At 35.6% G+C, this 19,820-nt stretch carries 18 protein-coding genes; 12 read left to right on the forward strand and 6 right to left on the reverse strand.

What is annotated here, in order from left to right; genetic code table 11:
• Positions 1-112 precede the first annotated feature (112 nt).
• Together AC0IXC_RS25755 and glsA are read right to left on the reverse strand one after the other, a co-directional pair.
• The gene (locus AC0IXC_RS25755; protein ID WP_002125038.1) at positions 113-457 is read right to left on the reverse strand and encodes a DUF3969 family protein; all 345 of its coding nucleotides are present in this window, start codon (positions 455-457) and stop codon (positions 113-115) included.
• A gap of 175 nt (positions 458-632) precedes the next feature.
• Positions 633-1,562, reverse strand: coding sequence for a glutaminase A (gene glsA, locus AC0IXC_RS25760; protein ID WP_060749412.1), 930 nt, complete (start codon positions 1,560-1,562; stop codon positions 633-635).
• 324 nt (positions 1,563-1,886) lie between these two features.
• Here glsA and nagE point away from each other — a divergent pair, with 324 nt between their 5' ends.
• From nagE to AC0IXC_RS25820, 12 genes are all read left to right on the forward strand, one after another.
• A complete protein-coding gene (gene nagE, locus AC0IXC_RS25765) occupies positions 1,887-3,395 on the forward strand; it encodes an N-acetylglucosamine-specific PTS transporter subunit IIBC (RefSeq protein WP_088038350.1) in 1,509 nt (502 codons plus the stop codon).
• A 262-nt stretch (positions 3,396-3,657) separates the two neighbouring features.
• Positions 3,658-4,908 carry a serine hydrolase domain-containing protein gene (locus AC0IXC_RS25770; RefSeq protein ID WP_088038351.1) on the forward strand — a complete coding sequence of 417 codons (1,251 nt, stop codon included), beginning with the start codon at positions 3,658-3,660 and terminating at the stop codon, positions 4,906-4,908.
• 340 nt (positions 4,909-5,248) lie between these two features.
• Positions 5,249-5,650: a DUF2642 domain-containing protein gene (locus AC0IXC_RS25775; RefSeq protein WP_471653546.1), complete on the forward strand. Its 402-nt coding sequence runs from the start codon at positions 5,249-5,251 to the stop codon at positions 5,648-5,650.
• A gap of 16 nt (positions 5,651-5,666) precedes the next feature.
• Positions 5,667-5,861, forward strand: a complete 195-nt coding sequence (locus tag AC0IXC_RS25780; protein ID WP_471653547.1) for an LSm family protein — start codon at positions 5,667-5,669, stop codon at positions 5,859-5,861.
• A 13-nt stretch (positions 5,862-5,874) separates the two neighbouring features.
• Positions 5,875-7,422, forward strand: coding sequence for a glycosyltransferase family 2 protein (locus tag AC0IXC_RS25785; protein ID WP_002029616.1), 1,548 nt, complete (start codon positions 5,875-5,877; stop codon positions 7,420-7,422).
• Complete coding sequence (locus AC0IXC_RS25790; RefSeq protein ID WP_471653548.1) at positions 7,412-8,656, forward strand: nucleotide sugar dehydrogenase; 1,245 nt, start codon at positions 7,412-7,414, stop codon at positions 8,654-8,656. The genes AC0IXC_RS25785 and AC0IXC_RS25790 overlap by 11 nt, the downstream gene beginning before the upstream one ends.
• Positions 8,653-9,618, forward strand: coding sequence for an NAD-dependent epimerase/dehydratase family protein (locus AC0IXC_RS25795; RefSeq protein WP_471653549.1), 966 nt, complete (start codon positions 8,653-8,655; stop codon positions 9,616-9,618). The genes AC0IXC_RS25790 and AC0IXC_RS25795 overlap by 4 nt, the downstream gene beginning before the upstream one ends.
• Positions 9,611-11,155, forward strand: a complete 1,545-nt coding sequence (locus AC0IXC_RS25800; protein ID WP_002166984.1) for a glycosyltransferase family 2 protein — start codon at positions 9,611-9,613, stop codon at positions 11,153-11,155. Before AC0IXC_RS25795 ends, AC0IXC_RS25800 begins: the two co-directional genes overlap by 8 nt.
• Positions 11,127-11,345: a hypothetical protein gene (locus AC0IXC_RS25805; protein WP_002125049.1), complete on the forward strand. Its 219-nt coding sequence runs from the start codon at positions 11,127-11,129 to the stop codon at positions 11,343-11,345. Before AC0IXC_RS25800 ends, AC0IXC_RS25805 begins: the two co-directional genes overlap by 29 nt.
• 152 nt (positions 11,346-11,497) lie before the next feature.
• Complete coding sequence (pflB, locus tag AC0IXC_RS25810) at positions 11,498-13,747, forward strand: formate C-acetyltransferase (protein ID WP_002029623.1); 2,250 nt, start codon at positions 11,498-11,500, stop codon at positions 13,745-13,747.
• A gap of 69 nt (positions 13,748-13,816) precedes the next feature.
• Entirely contained in the window at positions 13,817-14,548 is a 732-nt protein-coding gene (gene pflA, locus AC0IXC_RS25815) for a pyruvate formate-lyase-activating protein (protein ID WP_471653550.1), read from the forward strand.
• Positions 14,549-14,959: 411 nt separating this feature from the next.
• A complete protein-coding gene (locus AC0IXC_RS25820; protein WP_002139554.1) occupies positions 14,960-16,126 on the forward strand; it encodes a diglucosyl diacylglycerol synthase in 1,167 nt (388 codons plus the stop codon).
• 450 nt (positions 16,127-16,576) lie between these two features.
• Here AC0IXC_RS25820 and AC0IXC_RS25825 read toward each other — a convergent pair whose 3' ends face one another.
• The 4 genes from AC0IXC_RS25825 to AC0IXC_RS25840 all read right to left on the reverse strand — a co-directional run bounded on the left by AC0IXC_RS25825 (position 16,577) and on the right by AC0IXC_RS25840 (position 19,788).
• On the reverse strand, positions 16,577-16,696 hold the full coding sequence (locus tag AC0IXC_RS25825; protein ID WP_002029627.1) for a YfhE family protein: 120 nt from the start codon (positions 16,694-16,696) through the stop codon (positions 16,577-16,579).
• Positions 16,697-16,806: 110 nt separating this feature from the next.
• Positions 16,807-17,364: a GNAT family N-acetyltransferase gene (locus tag AC0IXC_RS25830; RefSeq protein WP_002091129.1), complete on the reverse strand. Its 558-nt coding sequence runs from the start codon at positions 17,362-17,364 to the stop codon at positions 16,807-16,809.
• Between the two features lie 240 nt (positions 17,365-17,604).
• Positions 17,605-18,735, reverse strand: coding sequence for an amidohydrolase (locus AC0IXC_RS25835; protein ID WP_002010318.1), 1,131 nt, complete (start codon positions 18,733-18,735; stop codon positions 17,605-17,607).
• Between the two features lie 147 nt (positions 18,736-18,882).
• A complete protein-coding gene (locus AC0IXC_RS25840; protein WP_471653551.1) occupies positions 18,883-19,788 on the reverse strand; it encodes a TIGR01777 family oxidoreductase in 906 nt (301 codons plus the stop codon).
• Positions 19,789-19,820: the final 32 nt, after the last annotated feature.

Below are 19,820 nucleotides of genomic sequence, written 5' to 3' on the forward strand. Positions count from 1 at the left end.
AATTGCATATATCGACGTGAAATCTTTTCACGGTAATGAAAGATTGTAAGTATTATACAAATTTTTGGTGTAAAAAGGTTTAAAAAAGTAAAAGCACCTGTATAGGTGCTTTTTAGCGTATATCTTCAATTAGTTGTGCACATTCTTCATCATGCATACTGTACTCACTTAAAACTTGAATACAAAGCCATTTCAGTTCTTCAATACTATGCTCAAGTTCTTCGGGAAGTACATGGTAAATGTCTTCAAGTCCCATTCCGAAATGAATAAGTTCTAATACTTGATCATCGATGTTCCGATCCATTAATAGTTCAAGCACTTCTAAATTGAATATGTATCGGTGAGATTCATCGAGTGAAACAACTTTTAGTTTCAAACTTTCTACAATACTCAATATAAAAAGAAGAATTGTTTTTTCGAGAACAGGTTGTTTCTCCATTTGAAATATGAGTTTCATCTTTTACACCTCCACATACAGCGCTAGGTTGTACTATATTATTCAGGAGGGGGGAGCAAATATGCATAATAAAGAGAACTTTTATTACTGTTTTTTTGAATTGTGTTGATGCCTAGTAGAACGGATTTTTTGTGAAATAAAAAAATCCTGCCAATATAGCAGGATAACTTCTAAATTAAAACATACTCCAACCTTCTTGGGCAGAAAGTAATTCAAGAATTTTAAAACCAGCGATACTATTTCCGTTTGCATCTAAAGCTGGTCCGAAAATACCGATTCCCATTTCGCCTTTTACGCAGCCGAAAATGCCGCCCGCTACACCACTTTTTGCAGGGATTCCAACACGAATTGCAAATTCACCAGATTCATTATACATCCCGCAAGTAACCATAAATGTTTTACAAATTTTCGTAATATGTTTAGGGATGATCTGTTTCTTTTTATAAGGATCATATCCATCCATTGCAAAGATTAAACCAATACGTGCTAGGTCGATACAGTTAACCTCAATTGCACATTGACGCGTATATAAATCCATAAGTTCTTCAATATCGTTATCGATGATGCCATTTTGTTTCATATAGTAACAAAGTGAACGGTTTAAGTAAGCTGTTTCTAATTCAGAAGTGGCAACTTTAGAAGAATAACTAATAGTAGGATTGTCTGTTATATCACGCACAAATTGAAGAATGCGTTCCATCTTCTCCTCGTTATCATTACCAGCTAGCATACTTGTAATAGCTAATGCACCCGCATTAATCATTGGATTAAGAGGCTTGGAAGAACTTGTCGTTTCAAGCTTAATAATAGAATTAAATGGGTCACCAGTTGGTTCCATTCCAACTTTAGAAAATACATATTCTTCACCACGGTCTAAAAGGGAAAGAGCAAGTGTAATTACTTTAGAAATACTTTGAAGAGTAAATAGTGTTTGTGAGTTACCAGCATGGATATATTCTGTTTCTTTATGGAAAATGGCAATCCCTAGATCATTTGGATTTGCATTTCCTAGTTCGGGGATATAAGTAGCAAGTTTTCCTTTTTTCGTATATGGTTTTACTTGTTCTAACAACTGCTGTAAGTTGTTTGTTTCAATGCACTGCATAGTACCAACGCTCCTATTTCGAATTAACTAAGTTTACTTTTCCCGATATGCTCGGAAATAAATAATAACATGAAAAAGTGGAATGATAAAACGAAAGTTGAATGTTCTATAGTGAGTCTTCAGTTTCGATTATTCCGTGATATAAAAGGAAAATTTTCCTTTTATATAACAGTTTGGAAATAGGAGATTTATCCATAAAAAGTTCGGAAATAAAAACTACACATCTATACAACTATATGTTATTATGGTTATGTAAATAGAAAGCGTTTTCTAAAGCGTACTTATAATGATAACGATTTCATAAATTTGATAGGGGGAATTAAGATGTTGCAGTTTTTACAACGTATTGGTAAAGCGTTAATGCTTCCAATCGCCGTACTACCAGCAGCAGGATTATTGCTTCGTTTAGGGCAACCAGATGTATTTAATATTCCTGTTATGGCACAGGCCGGCGCAGCGGTTTTTGATAATTTAGCACTTATTTTTGCAATTGGTATTGCAATCGGTCTTTCAGTTGATGGTAGTGGTGCAGCAGGTCTTGCAGGTGCAATTGGTTATCTGGTTATGAAAAACAGTATTGATGCACTTAGTAAGGGATATTCTACTGCAGAATTACAAGATAAATTAGGTAAAGTCCAAGATTTAATAGGAAATAGCGCAAATGTAGATCCATCTAAGCTTGCAGATACAATGACACAAGTATCTAAGGCAGCCGAATTATCGACTAAAGTGGATATGAAAGTTTTAGGTGGTATTATTGTCGGTGTTATAGCAGGATTCCTTTATAATAAATTCCATAAAATTAAACTTCCAGAATGGTTAGGTTTCTTTGCTGGAAAACGTTTCGTTCCGATTGTTACATCGGTTGTAATGCTAATATTAGGAATTCTATTCGCACAAATTTGGCCAGCAATTCAAAATGGTATCGATGCATTAGCTCATGGAATTGTTAATTTAGGTGCAGTTGGTTCAGGTCTATTCGGTCTATTAAACCGTCTATTAATCCCAATTGGTTTACACCACGTAATGAACACATACTTCTGGTTCGTATTTGGTGACTTTACAAATGCAGCAGGTAATGTTGTAAATGGTGATATCGCTCGTTTCCTTGCAGGGGACAAAACAGCAGGTATGTTTATGACTGGTTTCTTCCCAGTTATGATGTTCGGTTTACCAGCAGCATGTTTCGCAATGATTGCAGCTGCTAAACCAGAAAAACGTAAAATGGTTACAGGTATGTTAGGTGGCCTAGCATTAACTTCATTCTTAACTGGTATTACAGAACCTATTGAATTCTCATTCATGTTCTTATCACCATTATTATATGGTATTCATGCCGTGTTAACAGGTATATCTTTATTCGTAACAACATCCCTTGGCATTCACGATGGTTTCACATTTAGTGCCGGTGCAATTGATTACTTCTTAAACTTTGGTATTGCAACAAAACCAGTGTTACTAGCAGGAATCGGTTTAATTTACGCAGCAATTTACTTTGTAGTATTCTACTTCTTAATTAAGAAGTTCGACTTGAAAACTCCTGGTCGTGAAGATGAAGATGAAGATGAGTTAGCTGAAGAGGGTGATGCACCAGTTGCAGGTTCAATTGGTGAAACTTACGTAGCAGCTTTAGGCGGAAAAGAAAACTTAACAGTTATTGATAACTGTGCAACGCGTTTACGCTTACAAGTGAAAGATGCAGGTTTAGTAAATGAACCAGCATTAAAACGCGCAGGTGCAAAAGGCGTTATGAAATTAAGTAACACAAGTGTACAAGTTATCGTAGGTACAAATGTTGAATCTGTTGCCGATGATATGAAAAAACACGTGTAAATAGTTAGATAAGAGGATATCCAAAAAGATTGATAACAACAGTCTTTTACAGGATATCCTCTTTTTTTGTTAATTTTTTAAAGGGAATCTTACTTTTATAAATTTTCTTTTTCTTTTTTGAACATATAGGTTGGTAATATGTTCGGTGCGTGATACAGTAGTGATGACATAAAATGGAGTGTCCATAATCTGCGGAAATGATTTGAAATAAGTCTTGTGTAGATGAATTAAATTATCGGTAAATAAGGGGAAAAAGGTAATCATGGATCAGGAAAAAAATACTGTTAATGGGAAAGCAAATCGGTCGATTGTATACATAAAAAGAACAATCATTCTAGCCCTACTACTGTCACTTGTATATTTCATGTATACAAAAATTGTTGCGCATAATAAAAAAGAGGAAACTTTAAAAGCAGCAGCAGAAATGAAGAAGCAAGAAGAGATAAAAAAGATAGAAGAAGTGAAAAGGCAAGAAGCTGAAAAACAAAGAAAACAAAAAGAACAGGAAGAACAGATAAAACAGGCGCAAGTTATAGAGAAACCTGCTGAGGGACCGCCTCAAGAAATTAATGAAAACGCTCAATTGGATCAATATTTACAGAGCATGGGATTTAGTGGGACAGCTGTTATTGTGAAGAATGGGAAAGTTCTTGTGAATAAAGGATACGGCATGGCTAATAAAGAGAAGCAAGTGCCGAATAATTCAGAGACGACCTTTTATATTGGTTCTATTTCAAAAGCATTTGTGGCGACTGCTATTATGCAACTCAAAGATCAAAATAAGTTACAAGTAGAGGATACAGTTGCAAAGTATATTCCAGACTTTCCTCAAGGTAATAGCATTCAGTTAAAACATCTATTAACACATACATCAGGCATTCCGGAATATGAGCAGGGAAAAGAGGATATTTCTCATGAAGAACTGATAAAGCGGATAGGAAATCAAAAGCGTATCGGGAGTCCAGGAGAGAAATGGAAGTATTCCGATTCGAACTACTCTATACTTGCTTACATTGCTGAGAAGGTAAGTGGACAGTCGCTCGAAGAATATATAAAACAACATATTTTTGCGACTGCGGGTATGAAACATTCTGGTTTCGGTACAGCGTTGGAACAAACAAGATTCCCATCAACGGGTTATAAAATAGTGAATAACAATATGACAACACCTAATATTCCAAGCATGTCACAACTATATGGTTGTGGTGATATATATACGAGCGCGCATGATTTATATTTATTTAATGAAGCACTCTTTTCTGGAAAATTAATTTCAAAAGAGAGTTATAATCAAATGTTTACAGCCGTGAAAAAGGATTATGGATTTGGCTGGTATGTAGATCCAGGAAGCTATTCAAATCACGGTGTAATGCCAGGTTGGAATTGCTTAAATGGTTTTAGTAAAAATGGTAGTGTATATGTGGTTTTATTATCTAACATTCAAAATAACATTAAATCATTTGGTAAAGTGAATAACGACATTTATACGATGTTGCGGAATATTGAAGTGTAAGAGGCTATCCTTTTGGATAGTCTTTTTTGTATTGAGGAAATATATGTGCGGTTCGATGATGAAATAAATGGAAAATGGGAGGTTTATGAGTATACATAAGCATCATGCACGCAATGCGAAACGAATTTTGTGTATTACGGTGTAGCTGCCATTGTGACAATTGAAAATTAATATATACATAAAGATAGATGGGAAACTATCGATCTTTTTTTATGCTCTGAAACAATTATTTCTTTTAGAAAATGTATGCCTTACCTATCACAAAAAAAGTCTGCTTTGTATAAATTAAGATGTATGGATGTAAATTTTTATACTTTAAAAATAATAGGAGGAGAAGCATATGTGTCTGTTCAGAAAATATTGGCATAAATTATCCAGACTGTTTAATAGACAATTAGGCTATTTTTTAGATGACAAGTTACTGCCTGCTGTGGAACGACTTTTATTTTCACAAAACTTTGCGAAATTTATTCAAAGAAATTCTAAGCAAGCTACGGAAGAGTTTATAGAATCAAGTCAATTTCAATCTATTATTTGTAACATTTTAAAAGAATGCAATACATCACCTTTTAAGGAAATTGCAAAGCAATATTTAGGTAAAAACGTAGAAATTACTGTGACAGTTGGACAGTTAATAGGTGTTATTGTAGCAGTTGGTGACGATTTCTTAACGCTGCAAGAAGGAATAGGAACTGAAGTTTTATTACCATTTATAAGTATTATATCAATGAAAGAAGTGTAAGAAAGGAGACTTATATATGTTATTTACTGATGAATTGCGTAACCATATTGGTGAATTAGTGCAAGTTGTGACAGCGGCCGAAATTGTCGCAGGTATTCTTTTATCTGTTACGGACGGGGCAGTAAGTGTTCGTACATCTCCTTCTTATGGACCACCTGAAGATGTACTTGTGCGTATTCCTATTATTGCTTATGTTCGCTTGGAAGGGTAAGAGTGATACAAGTATGAGAATATCAGTTGTTATTCCAGCGCATAATGAAGCAAGTACTTTATCACAAGTTTTAGTAGAAGTGGAGAAGCTGAAGCCGTATGAAATTATTGTAGTAGATAATGGATCGACAGATGGAACGAATGAAGTCGCATTACAGCATAGTTGCCATGTAATTTATTATAAACATTCTCTTGGTAATGATGTAGGAAGGGCAATTGGAGCTAGAGAAGCAAAAGGTGAAATTGTATTGTTTTTAGATGGTGACATCGTTATTGAGAGTAAAGAGCTACAACGTTTCGTGAAAGGAGTTCAGCAAGGGCATCAAATTGTTGTGAATAATTTAACATGGTCTGTTTATTTAAAGATGAGACCACACTATACGACAGTTGGAAAATTCATGTTGAATCGTTATTTGAATAAAAAAGAGCTTGTTGTTGGTTCTTTAATCGCAATTCCACATGCGATGAATCGAGATGTTATTGAGAATCTTGGGTGGTGGAATTTAGCAGATCCAGCACTATTTCAAGCGATGGCGATGTCTAGAGGAGTAGATATTGCCGATATGGCTTCGGTCGATGTAATTCACACGAATAAGGTTCGTCCTGTGCATACGGGTACATCACCTGGTTCTCCTTATCCGAAGGCGACTAGTCGTATTATGGGTGATCATTTGTGTGCTTTGCAATACGTAATCGAAACATATGGTAAACGTGGCGGTTTTTCGGAGGGAAACAGGGATAGAGAGTTTATAGGGAAGTATAAACCAGTTTTATTACAAAAGGAAAAAGCGAAATACAGTGCTATTATACCCGTATCAGAAGAAAAAATGACTATAAGATCTGTCATACAGGAAGTGAAAAAGGCAGGTGTAGATGAAATTATAGTTGTTGCGAATGGAGCAGATACCGAGACAATTAAACAAGCAAAGCTAGAGAATGTTATTGTAGTTGAATTCGCGAAGGCACTTGGACATAATGTAGCACGAGCGATAGGGGCTATGCATGCTACGGCAGATATTTGTTTATTTGTTGATGGTGATTTTGCTATTCCGGCAAAAAAGCTAATTCCATTTTTGCATGCTATTGAAGACGGAAACGATGTGGCGTTAAATGATTTGCAATGTTTGTTAGATATGTTTCACCCGGCAGATCCAATTAGTATGGGGAAATATTTCGTGAATTTGGTAGCGAAACGACCAGATTTATGGAACAACTCATTAACGGCAGTGCCACATGCTATGCATAAAAAGGTAATAGAGAAAATTGGATATGATTCCCTTATCATTCCACCATTAGCTCAAATGAAAGCTATTTTAGAAGAATGCTCTATTACAGCAGTGGAATTTGTAGATGTTATAAAAACAAATCGAGTACGTCCAGAGCAACATGGGTTTGTAAATGGAAGAATTCCTGCATTCGATCGTATTTTCGGTGATCAGCTTGAGTCGATTGCTTATTTATTACAACATACGAATGGGCGCGGGAGTTTTACAGACGGAGAAAGGGATAGAGATATAATACTACAATTGAGAAGGGAAGAAGAGAATATAGATGAATGCTAGTAGTAAAGTAACCATTATTGGATTAGGATATGTTGGCCTTCCTTTAGCGGTCCTTTTTGCAGAAAGAGGACATGCTGTACTTGGATTAGATAAAGATAATAGGAAGATAGAATCAATAATTAAAGGAGAAAGTTATATTCCTGATGTTTCTTCTAACGTATTACAAAATTTATTGAACGAGAGAAAATTAATAGTAAATACACCAGATAAAGGTTTTGCGGAGTTCCAAAATAGTGAGTATGTTATTGTGACTGTGCCTACGCCAATTAATGAGAATAAAGAACCCGATTTAAGTGCACTCGTTTCAGCCTCCCATTATATACAACAACACCTTCAAGAAGGACAAACCTTCATTTTTGAAAGCTCCACATATCCAGGTACACTGGAGGAAGTTATCATTCCTATTATTTCTCAAACAGGTAAAAAGGTAGGAGAAGATTATTATATTGGGTATTCTCCAGAGCGAATTGATCCAGCGAATAGCCAGTATTCAGTTGAAACAATTCCAAAAGTTATTAGTGGACAAACCGAGCAGTGTAAACAAAAAGTACAGGATTTGTATAGAACTATATTTGATGTAGTTGTTCCAGTTAGTTCTCCGAAAGTTGCGGAGATGTGTAAGCTATTTGAAAACATTCAGCGCTTAGTTAATATTTCATTAGTAAATGAGTTAAATATACTTTGTGAAAGTTTGAATATTAATTTTTATGAGGTGCTTGAAGCGGCATCTACAAAACCGTTTGGATTTACTCCGTATTGGCCAGGACCAGGAATAGGAGGACACTGTATTCCGGTAGATCCTTTATATTTTCAATGGAGAATAAGAAAGGCTGGAGCAATTAGTCAATTAATTGAGGCAGCACATGTAATTAATGAAGAAATGCCAGCGAAAATAATCGGGAAAGTAAAAGGGGTGGTGCAATCACCCGCAACGGTTTTAATAGTAGGGATTGCATATAAGAAAGATGTAAATGATTTGAGAGAATCACCGGCGTTGCCAATTATTCAATTATTAATAAAAGAAGGATACAAGATAGAATATCATGATCCGTATATTTCTACAGCGAAAATTGGAGATACACTATATCAATCTGTTCCATTAGATGAACAAAGAATTAAACAAGCAAATTGTATTTTAATTGTAACGGATCACTCTAGCATCGATTGGAATCTTTTTAAAGGGATTGAGCGATTAATAGATACACGTGGAATCGTAAAGAAGGTGAGTGTATGAGTGAAAAATGTTTAATTACAGGTGGAGCAGGATTTATTGGTTCGCATTTAGCTGAAGAGTTGGTGAAAAGAGGTTATGAAGTTACTATTGTGGATAACTTCTATAAAGGAAAAAATAAATATCATAATGAGTTAATGAAAGAGCTCCGGGTTATTCCAATAAGCGTTTTAGATAAACATTCAATTTATGAATTAGTGAATCAACATGATGTGGTGTTTCATTTAGCTGCAATTTTGGGAGTCAAAACTACAATGGAAAAAAGTGTAGAGCTTATTGAAACAAATTTCGATGGAACGAGAAATATTTTACAAGCAGCGTTAAAAGGGAAGAAGAAAGTAGTATTTGCATCTACTTCTGAAGTATATGGAAAGGGAGAGCCGCCATTCTCTGAAGAAGGAGATCGTTTATACGGTGCAACTTCCAAAATACGTTGGAGTTATGCAATTTGTAAAACGTTAGAGGAAACATTATGTTTAGGGTACGCATTAGAAGGTTTACCTGTAACGATTGTTCGTTATTTTAATATTTATGGTCCAAGAGCGAAAGATGGTCCGTACGCAGGAGTAATTCCACGATTTATTCGTGCGGCTTTGCAAGGTGACGATATTCTCGTGTATGGAGATGGAAAGCAGACACGCTGCTTTACGTATATAAGTGATGCGGTCGAGGCAACAATTCGTGCAATGGATGAGAAGGTAAATGGTGAAATTATTAATATAGGTTCTGAGAATGAAAAAAATATAAGGGTAGTAGCGGAAGATATAAAAAAATTAACGAAGTCTATTTCCAAAATTGTGCACGTTCCATTTGAGGAAGTATATCCACATGGATTTGAAGAGATTCCAAATAGAAGACCAGACGTAACGAAATTAAGAGAACTCGTTCAGTTTCAAGCGAAAGTAACGTGGGAACAAGGATTGAAAGAAACTATTAAATGGTTTCGTGAAGAAAACAATGGCTAAGTCGTTATCAGTTATTATTCCCGTATGTAATGAAGTGGATACGATTTCAGATGTGGTTCAATCGGTAAAACCATTGAATCCAGTAGAGATTATTGTAGTAGCAAATGGTTGTAATGATGGTACAGAAGCGATTGCTGAGAGCTTAGGATGTACAGTAATCCAGCATAAAGAGTCACTTGGTAACGACGTTGGACGCGCGGTTGGTGCAAAACATGCGATAGGTGATGTATTACTGTTTGTAGATGGAGATTTTGCTATTCAAACTTCAAAATTACAATTATTCCTTAATCCGATTTTACATGATCAGGCGGACATCGTTTTAAATAATTTGGACGCATTATTTTTAAAGAAACAAAAACCGCACTCCGTGACAGTATGGCGCCAAATATTAAATGCAATGTTAGAGCGTGAAGAATTAAAAATTGATTCTTTATTATCTGTACCTCATGCGCTGACGAAGGAAGTTGTGCAAAGTATTGGAGACGAATGTTTTGTTAATCCTATTGTGGCTCATCTACGCCTAGCACAAAGTAAATGGAGAATTAGTCGTCATTGTGCAATTGACGTTATTACGCCAAATAAATTTCGTCCATTCGAGCATGCTGCATATGGCACGGATCTTTCTCAATCTGAAAAACGAATGATAGGTGATCATATAGAAGCTGTAGCAGAGCGGATATTAGGCAGCGATGGGCGCGGAGGATATTATGATGGAAATAGGAAAAGAGAGAGTGTCTATCATACTCTAAATTTTGAAGATTTTTATCAAGGGTGGGGCGTTACATCTAATTTGTATAAAGGAGAGCAATTATCGGTAATTATTCCTGTACAAAATGAAGAGAAGACAATTGGAAACGTTATAGAAGAGCTTCGCAAAATTGAACCTTTTGAAATCATCGTTGTTGTAAATGGTTCGTCCGATAAAACGGCAACAATTGCAAAAGACAAGGGAGCAACAACAATTGTGTATAAAGAAGCACTTGGAAACGATGTGGGGCGTTCGCTTGGAACTTATTTTGCAAAAGGAGAAATTGTTTTATTTATAGACGGTGATTTTGTTATTCCAGCTAGTGAGCTATATCCCTTTGCAAAAGCTATTGCAGATGGAACGGATGTCGCATTAAATGATTTAAATCATTATTTAGATTTGAGAGTACCACTTCATCTTGTAACAGCATTTAAATATGCATTAAATTTAGCTTGTGATAGAAAAGATTTAGGAGTAGGCTCTCTTATTGCTGTACCTAATGCGTTTAGTCGTACTTGTTTGAAGGAAATAGGGTATAAATCATTATTGTCACCTTGTGTAGCACAAGTTAAAGCTGTACTTTCAGGTTTTGAAATCGCTTGTGTAAGTCGTGTCGATGTTGATAAGATGAACCGTATTCGTCCCAGTGAACATTTCGCAAAAATAGGTCATCCGCCAGCTGTCCTTCGAATTATTGGTGATCATATAGAAGGATTAGAGCAATTAATTGCATTAACAAACAGTCGTGGTGGATTTTACGATGGAAATAGAAAAAGAGATGTTTTATAGTGGTAACAAAAAAAGTGTACAACGTATGTACACTTTTTTGCTCTGTTATAAAAACTATAACAGATTAGGAGATAAGAGTATTACAGCTCTACAATGGGTATCGTTCTTATATTACAAAATAGGACTCGTATATAAGAATACCAAAAAAATACAATTAAAGAAAGGGTTAATTCTAAAGAGTTTTATATGAGGTTAACACTATGCATGTAGTAGTTTGCTCAACGTTTCACAAACATGTCACAACTATTTCGTCCACTTCCGAAAAAAAGTAGTATTCTAAGTGTGTAAGCTGTTATATAAAAAAACGTAGTCCTGTACTAATCAAAAATGGAGGAGATTAGGATGACTCAAGTATTAGAAAATGTAAAAAGCGCGTGGGAAAACTTTAAAGGTGAAAAATGGAAAGCAGAGATTGATGTTCGCGATTTCATTTTAAATAATGTAAACGTTTACGAGGGAGAAGACTCTTTCTTAGCGGAAGCAACTGAAGCAACGAAACAACTTTGGGATCAAGTAATGGATTTAACAACAAAGGAACGTGAAAACGGTGGCGTTCTTGATATGGATACAAAAATTGTTTCTTCTATTACATCACATGAACCAGGATATTTAAATAAAGATATTGAAAAAGTGGTCGGTTTCCAAACTGATAAACCATTTAAACGTTCTTTACAACCATATGGTGGTATTCGTATGGCAGAACAAGCTTGTGAAGCGTATGGATATGAAATGGATAAAGAACTTAGCAAGATTTTCAGAGACTGGCGTAAAACTCATAATCAAGGTGTATTTGATGCATACACACCAGAAATGAAAGCGGCTCGTAAATCAGGTGTTATTACTGGTCTTCCAGATGCGTATGGACGTGGACGTATTATCGGTGACTATCGCCGCGTAGCGCTATATGGTATAGATCATTTAATTGAAGCGAAAAAAGCGGATTATAATTTAACTGGCGGTGTAATGAGCGAAGATACAATGCGTTTACGTGAAGAATTATCTGAGCAAATGCGTGCACTTCAAGAGTTAAAACAGATGGCTGCTTCTCATGGATTCGATATTTCTAAGCCAGCTACAAATGCACAAGAGGCCTTCCAATGGTTATACTTTGCTTATCTTGCAGCAATTAAAGAGCAAAACGGGGCAGCAATGAGCCTTGGACGTACCTCTACATTCTTAGATGTTTACATTGAAAGAGATTTAGCAAATGGTACTTTAACAGAAGAAAAAGCACAAGAAATTGTTGACCATTTCATTATGAAATTACGTCTTGTGAAATTTGCAAGAACACCTGATTATAATGAACTATTCTCTGGAGACCCAACTTGGGTAACTGAATCTATCGGTGGTATGGCGTTAGACGGTCGTCCGTTAGTAACAAAAAACTCATTCCGTTTCTTGCATACATTAGATAATTTAGGACCAGCACCAGAACCAAACTTAACAGTTCTTTGGTCTAAACAATTACCAGAGAACTTTAAAAACTACTGTGCAAAAATGTCTATTAAAACATCAGCAATTCAATACGAAAATGATGACATTATGCGTGCTGACTACGGTGATGACTACGGTATTGCTTGTTGTGTATCAGCAATGAGAATTGGTAAACAAATGCAGTTCTTCGGAGCACGTGCAAACTTAGCGAAAGCATTACTATATGCGGTTAACGGTGGTAAAGATGAAAAGTCAAAAGCACAAGTTGGTCCTGAATACGCACCAATTACTTCTGAAGTATTAGATTATGAAGAAGTTATGCGTAAATTCGATATGACAATGGAATGGTTAGCTGGTCTATACTTAAATACATTAAATGTAATTCACTATATGCACGATAAATATAGCTATGAACGTATTGAAATGGCACTTCACGATACAAATGTTCTTCGTACAATGGCAACAGGTATCGCTGGATTATCTGTAGTAGCAGACTCTTTAAGTGCAATTAAATATGCACAAGTAAAACCAATTCGTGATGAAAATGGTATTGCAGTTGATTTCGAAATTGAGGGAGATTTCCCTAAATACGGTAACAATGATGATCGTGTAGATGAAATCGCAGTAAATCTTGTGAAAACATTTATGAACAAGATTCGCAAACATAAAACATACCGTAATTCTGTTCATACAATGTCAATCTTAACAATCACATCTAACGTTGTATACGGTAAGAAAACTGGTAACACTCCAGATGGACGTCGTACTGGAGAACCATTTGCACCGGGCGCAAACCCAATGCATGGCCGTGATACAAAAGGTGCATTAGCATCATTATTATCTGTAGCTAAATTACCATATGAAGATGCACAAGATGGTATTTCAAATACATTCTCTATTATTCCAAAAGCACTTGGTAAAGAAGATGATGTACAAGTACGAAACTTAGTATCTATGCTTGATGGATATGCAATAAAAGAAGGACACCACTTAAATATTAACGTATTTAACCGTGAAACATTAATGGATGCAATGGAGCATCCTGAAAAATATCCACAATTAACAATTCGTGTATCTGGTTACGCTGTTAACTTTATTAAATTAACTCGTGAACAACAAATTGATGTAATAAACCGTACAATGCATGAAAGCATGTAAGTGAAAAAAGTGTCCCTCTGCTTTTAATATATAGCGGAGGGAGGCTGTTTCAATAAAGGAGGAAGTAACATGGTAAAAGGAAGAATACATTCTGTAGAGTCTTGTGGTACTGTTGATGGCCCAGGGATTCGTTATGTCATATTTACACAAGGGTGTTTATTACGTTGTCAATATTGTCATAATGCTGATACATGGGAAATCGGTAAAGGTAAAGAAATAACAGTTGAAGAAGTGATGCAGGATGTGACATGTTACCTTCCATTTATTGAAGCTTCTGGAGGCGGTATAACAGTTAGCGGTGGAGAGCCACTATTACAGCTAGACTTCTTAACCCAGTTGTTTAAAAAGTGCAAAGAAGCTGGTATCCATACAACAATCGATTCTTCTGGCGGTTGTTATTCTGAAGAACCAGAATTCCAAAATAAGCTAGATATTTTAATGGAGTATACAGAGTTAGTTTTATTGGATTTGAAGCATATTGATTCAAAGAAACATCGTAAATTAACAGGGAAACCAAATGAACACATTTTACAATTTGCTCGTTATTTATCGGATATAAAGAAACCAATTTGGGTAAGACATGTATTGGTTCCCGGTGTTACCGATGGTGAAGAGGATTTGCAAAAATTATCAAACTTTATTCAAAGTCTATCTAATGTTAAGAAAGTGGAAGTGCTGCCATATCATAAGCTCGGTGTTTATAAATGGGAGGCACTTGGACATAAGTATCCACTTGCGGATGTGAATCCACCGACAGAAGAAAATGTTGAACATGCAAAACATATTTTACAAGCAGTCTAACCTAAACATTTGGTTAGGCTTTTTGTTTCTTCATAATAAAATCTAGAGTATATATTTAGAAAAGAGTATACTGAAAAGGGAATATCCATATTTTTGTAAAGAATAAGCGGAGAAATTTACATAATTGTAAAGGGAAATCAAAATAGTAAAAAGAATTAAGAAGTAAAAGAGTGAGTATTATGGAATATAGAACATTTGTAAGTTATTGCGAAAGCTCTTATAGGAAAGTATAATGTAAAGATATGAGCACAGATAGGATTAAGGGGTCAATCTTATATGCTTTGCATATCCACGACAGATACATAGCTAACAGGAAAGTATTAGAATCCGAGTATGTAGTTTTTAAGGAAAATGTTTTTCCTATTGTCGTATATGCAATATGGAGAAACAAAAAGCTAGGAGTGGATTTGTTTGATAAAAAACCCCAAGGTTTTAATATTAACTGCACATTACGGTAACGGTCATGTGCAAGTGGCAAAAACATTAGAACAAACATTTCGCCAAAAAGGAATCGAAGATGTAATTGTATGCGACTTGTTTGGAGAATCACATCCAGTTATAACCGATATTACAAAATATTTATATTTAAAAAGCTATACGGTAGGAAAAGAATTATATCGTTTGTTTTATTATGGTGTAGAGAAAATTTATGATAAAAAAATAGCATCTTGGTATGCGAATTTTGGGAGAAAGCGTTTGAAGACGCTATTACAGGTGGAGAAACCGGATATTGTTATTAATACCTTTCCAATCATCGCTGTACCAGAATTGAAAAAGCAAATAGGTATTTCTATTCCTGTTTATAACGTATTAACGGATTTTTGCGTGCATAAAATATGGATCCATCGAGAAGTAGATCGTTATTTTGTAGCAACCGATCATGTGAAAAAAGTGATGGTTGATATCGGTGTACCTGCAGAACAAATTGTTGAAACAGGGATTCCGATTCGTAGCAGTTTTGAGCTAAAGATAAATCCAGCAATTATATATAATAAATATCAGTTATGTAAGGATAAAAAGATGTTACTAATTGTAGCAGGTGCTCATGGTGTGCTAGGGAGTGTAAAAGAGCTATGCCAGTCATTTATGTCAGTACCAAACTTACAAGTAGTTGTCGTTTGTGGGAAAAACGAAGCTTTAAAGCAGGATTTAATGGAACTACAGGAACAAAGTTCTGATGCTTTAAAAGTATTTGGTTATGTTGAAAACATTGATGAATTGTTCCGTGTTACTTCTTGTATGATTACGAAGCCAGGTGGTATTACATTAAGCGAAGCAGCAGCATTACAAGTACCCGTCATTTTATATAAACCTGTCCCAGGACAAGAGAATGAAAATGCGTTGTATTTTGAAAAAAAAGGGGCTGCAGTTGTAATTCGTGATGATAGTGAAGTTTTTGCAAAAACAGAGGCGTTATTACAAGATGATATGAAGCTTCTTCAGATGAAAGAAGCAATGAAAAGTATTTATCGTCCTGAGCCAGCTGGTCATATTGTGGATACAATTTTGGCAGAAAATCATGCAGAGCCGAATCATATACCTATTAAATCACCAGTTCTTGCCGAATCTTTTACTTAATATGAAACCCTCTTTTAAGCATTTAAAGAGGGTTTTTTTTATTGTTGTAAAAAAATAAACGTGAATTATTAACTTATCCCGCAAAAGCCCGATTGGTGAGGGCTAATAATCAGTGGGGATAAACAAAACTCCGACTGATTAAAGTTTCACTTTATCCACAAGGGATTACGCCTTCATTGGACAGTAAAATCGGAATATTAACAGCTATATCCACATAATCCACAATTTTTAGAAAATTATCCACAATTCTCACGTTACGAATTCATTTAAATAAATGAATTCGTAAAATACTTTTGTAATTTATGCACAATTCTACGTTTTTTGTGGATAAGGTTGTCCACAAAAAAGGTTCCTTATAAATAAGGAACCTTTTTTACTAATTCATTGGAAAATCTTATGTAATGAAACTGAATAATTAGGGGGGAAACCTTCTAATTATTCAGTTTCACTTTAAATACTTTTTGAGCGATAGCCCGCTGCACGATCTGCTTTTCGAAATTCTCGCTGATAGAGAACTTCTTGTGTACTAGATAATGTGTTTTTTGCTTTATCACGTTTCCTTTTATCCATTACAAATCACCTCGTGTCCTAAAGTCACTATCTATCGTTTCCAAAGACATGGGGTGATATACATATATGTCAAACTAGTAATGATTAATTATCATTTCTGAATTTTTAGATTACGCTTCTTTTAATTGGTGTGCTTCTTGGAATGTTGTATCTCGCATTGTTGCAAGTGTATACTGATCTTTTGGAATTTCATATAAATTATATACTTCTTCATGCGCGTTAATTTCATCATAAACGGCTTTTCTTGTTTCGTTTGCTAGATTTACATATTGTAGTTTTTCGGCAGCTTTAATAGACCGAATATTTATTTTACGAATACGCATAAAAATCGTTTCAATATCTAATTCATAGAAAAGTTCGCTAAAAAATGAATCTTTCGCCAATTTATTATATCCTTTACCATGATATGGTTTGCCAAGCCAAGTTCCGAGGAATCCAGCTTTTTCTTGCACATCAAATAAAGTAATTGTGCCGATGGGGTTACCCCATTCATCTAAAATTGTGCGTGAGATTAATTCTCCACGCTCTTCGGCTTCGATTGTTTGTTTCGTTAAAAATAAATATTCTTCATAAGAATAGGCCTTTTGACGCACAAAAGGGAAGACAGCAGGATCCACCATTAATTCGTATAGAACGTGGCTGTCGTGTAAGTCGCGTTTTTTCAACACACTAACTCCTCCTCACACGAGGGTAGCATGACGAAAAAGCACCCACCCTCGAAATTTTTATATCAATCTTTAAAAAATTTCGGGGTGGGAATCGAACCCACTAGAACCAGTTTCTAACGCTGGTGGCGCACCATTTGCCTTCCCCATTCATCAATTTGAAAATGATAATCACGACACAAATTGATTATGGTTTCATTCAGTTTATAATCGTATAATACTGTATCTAGTCAAAAAAATAAACTAGTTTTTTTTATTTTTTTTGTAAATTATTTTTCCGTCAATCATAGTGAGTACAGGCTTGGCTAAATAATGGAAAGGATGATGTGTCCATAACACGAGGTCAGCATCTTTTCCAACATCAATGCTTCCAATTCTATCCTCCAAACGTAAATTTCGAGCTGGGAAAATAGTGATTCCTTCCAACGCTGTTTTCTCATCTAATCCTTCTCTTACTGCAATGGCAGCGCAAACATTTAAATATTGAATGGGTGTATAAGGGTGGTCGGTTGTAATAGAAACTTCTACTCCATTTTTCGATAAAATATGATAAGTATCCCACGTTTTGTTTTTAAGTTCGATTTTCGAACGTCGCGTAAGAGTAGGTCCAACTGAAACTTTTAAATTGTGTTTCGAAAGCTCTTCAACAATAAAGTGTCCTTCTGTACAATGTTCAATACGTAAATCAAGATTGAATTCTGTCGCAAAGCGTAAGGCTGAAGTGATATCATCTGCGCGGTGAGCGTGGATACGTACCGGTATTTCTCGGCGGAGTGCTTTTAAAATAGGTAGCATTCGAAAATCAGCTTCATGCCCGTAGTGTTGTGCGTCATAGAATGATTCACGAAGTAACCCCATAATTCCCATACGTGTTATTGATTCTTTTGTGCCGTTGCTATGGAACTTTTTAGGATTTTCTCCAAAGGCAATTTTTAAACCAGCAGGTTCCTGAATAATCATATGATCAATACAAGTTCCAGCAGTTTTTATTACGCAAGTAGTACCGCCGATAATGTTTTGGCTTCCGGGCATCACGTGAACAGTCGTAACACCATTTTGTACAGCGTCTTGAAATGCAATATCAAAAGGATGAATCCCGTCTAAAGAACGGATATGTGGTGTTGAAACTTCGGATGTTTCATTTGCATCATTACCAGCCCAACCAGTACCTTCATCGTAGAGGCCAAGGTGAGTATGAACATCAATAAATCCAGGCAAGAGATGAAGAGCTCGTGCATCTATAACGGTCATATCCTGAGTAGTATCAATATGAGGTTTGACCGCGGCAATGCGTTCTCCTATAACGAGTACATCTCCTTGAAACTTTTGGGATGTAATAGGATATACAATGGCTTGTTTGAGCAATATTTTCATAGAGACCTCATTTCCGTCACCTTGTAATGTGTAGAATAGGTTTAGACAAAGTAACTGAAAGGTTTTTCGTGTAGTAATGCTCCGGTGTTTAAAAAGTAAGAAGTCTTGGAGGAGATAGACTACCCGTAAAACTGTATTTTAAAAGTACTACATTGTATGCAAGAGGATATTTTGTAATGCATGGTTAACTGTTGGAAATGTGTATTGATATCCATGTTTAATAGCTTTATTGGGTAATACATGTTGCCCTTCTAATACAAGTATACTCATCTCACCGAGTAAAGCGCGAAGTACAAATGAAGGAACAGGTAGCCAATGAGGTCGCCTAGTTATAGTGGCAATAATTTCACCGAACTCTTTCATCCGTATTGGCGTTGGCGCTGTAATATTAAAAGGTCCGTCAATTTCTTTTTTGTGAATGATGAACTCAATCATGCGAACGACATCGTCTATATGAATCCATGATAACCATTGGTTTCCAGATCCAAGTGTACCGCCGATATATAATTGATAGGGAAGTAGCATTTTTGGAAGAGCTCCTCCATCTGCGCCCAATACGACTCCAAATCTTGTGTAGACAGTTCTTATTCCAATGGAGCGGGCTTTAGATGCTTCTTGCTCCCACAAATATACTGTGTTTGCTAAAAAGTCATCTCCTGGAGTCTCTTGCTGTTCTGTAAAAGATTCGGTTTCAGATGTCCCATAGTATCCAATGGCACTTGCATTAATAAATGTGTGTGGCTTTGTTTCAAGGGTTTGTAATTGTTTAATGAGTCCTTTTGTTGTTTGAATTCTACTGTTTAAAATTGATTCTTTTTGTTTTTTTGTCCATCTACTATTAATAGATTCTCCAGCTAGATTAATAACTACATCGATAGAGGAGAGAGGGAAGGTCTGTAAATCCGGTGTCCACTGTACGTATTGAAGGTTAGTGTGTGAAGTTTCAGCAATTTTTTTTCGAGTAAGAATGTAAACAGTAAATCCCTTTTGAATAAAAAAACTAGAAAGGGATTTGCCTATAAAGCCAGAGCCACCAGAAATTGCGATTTTCACAATTATTTCCTCCTCATTATATATATTCTTGA

Source organism: Bacillus sp. AC266 (assembly GCF_979253805.1).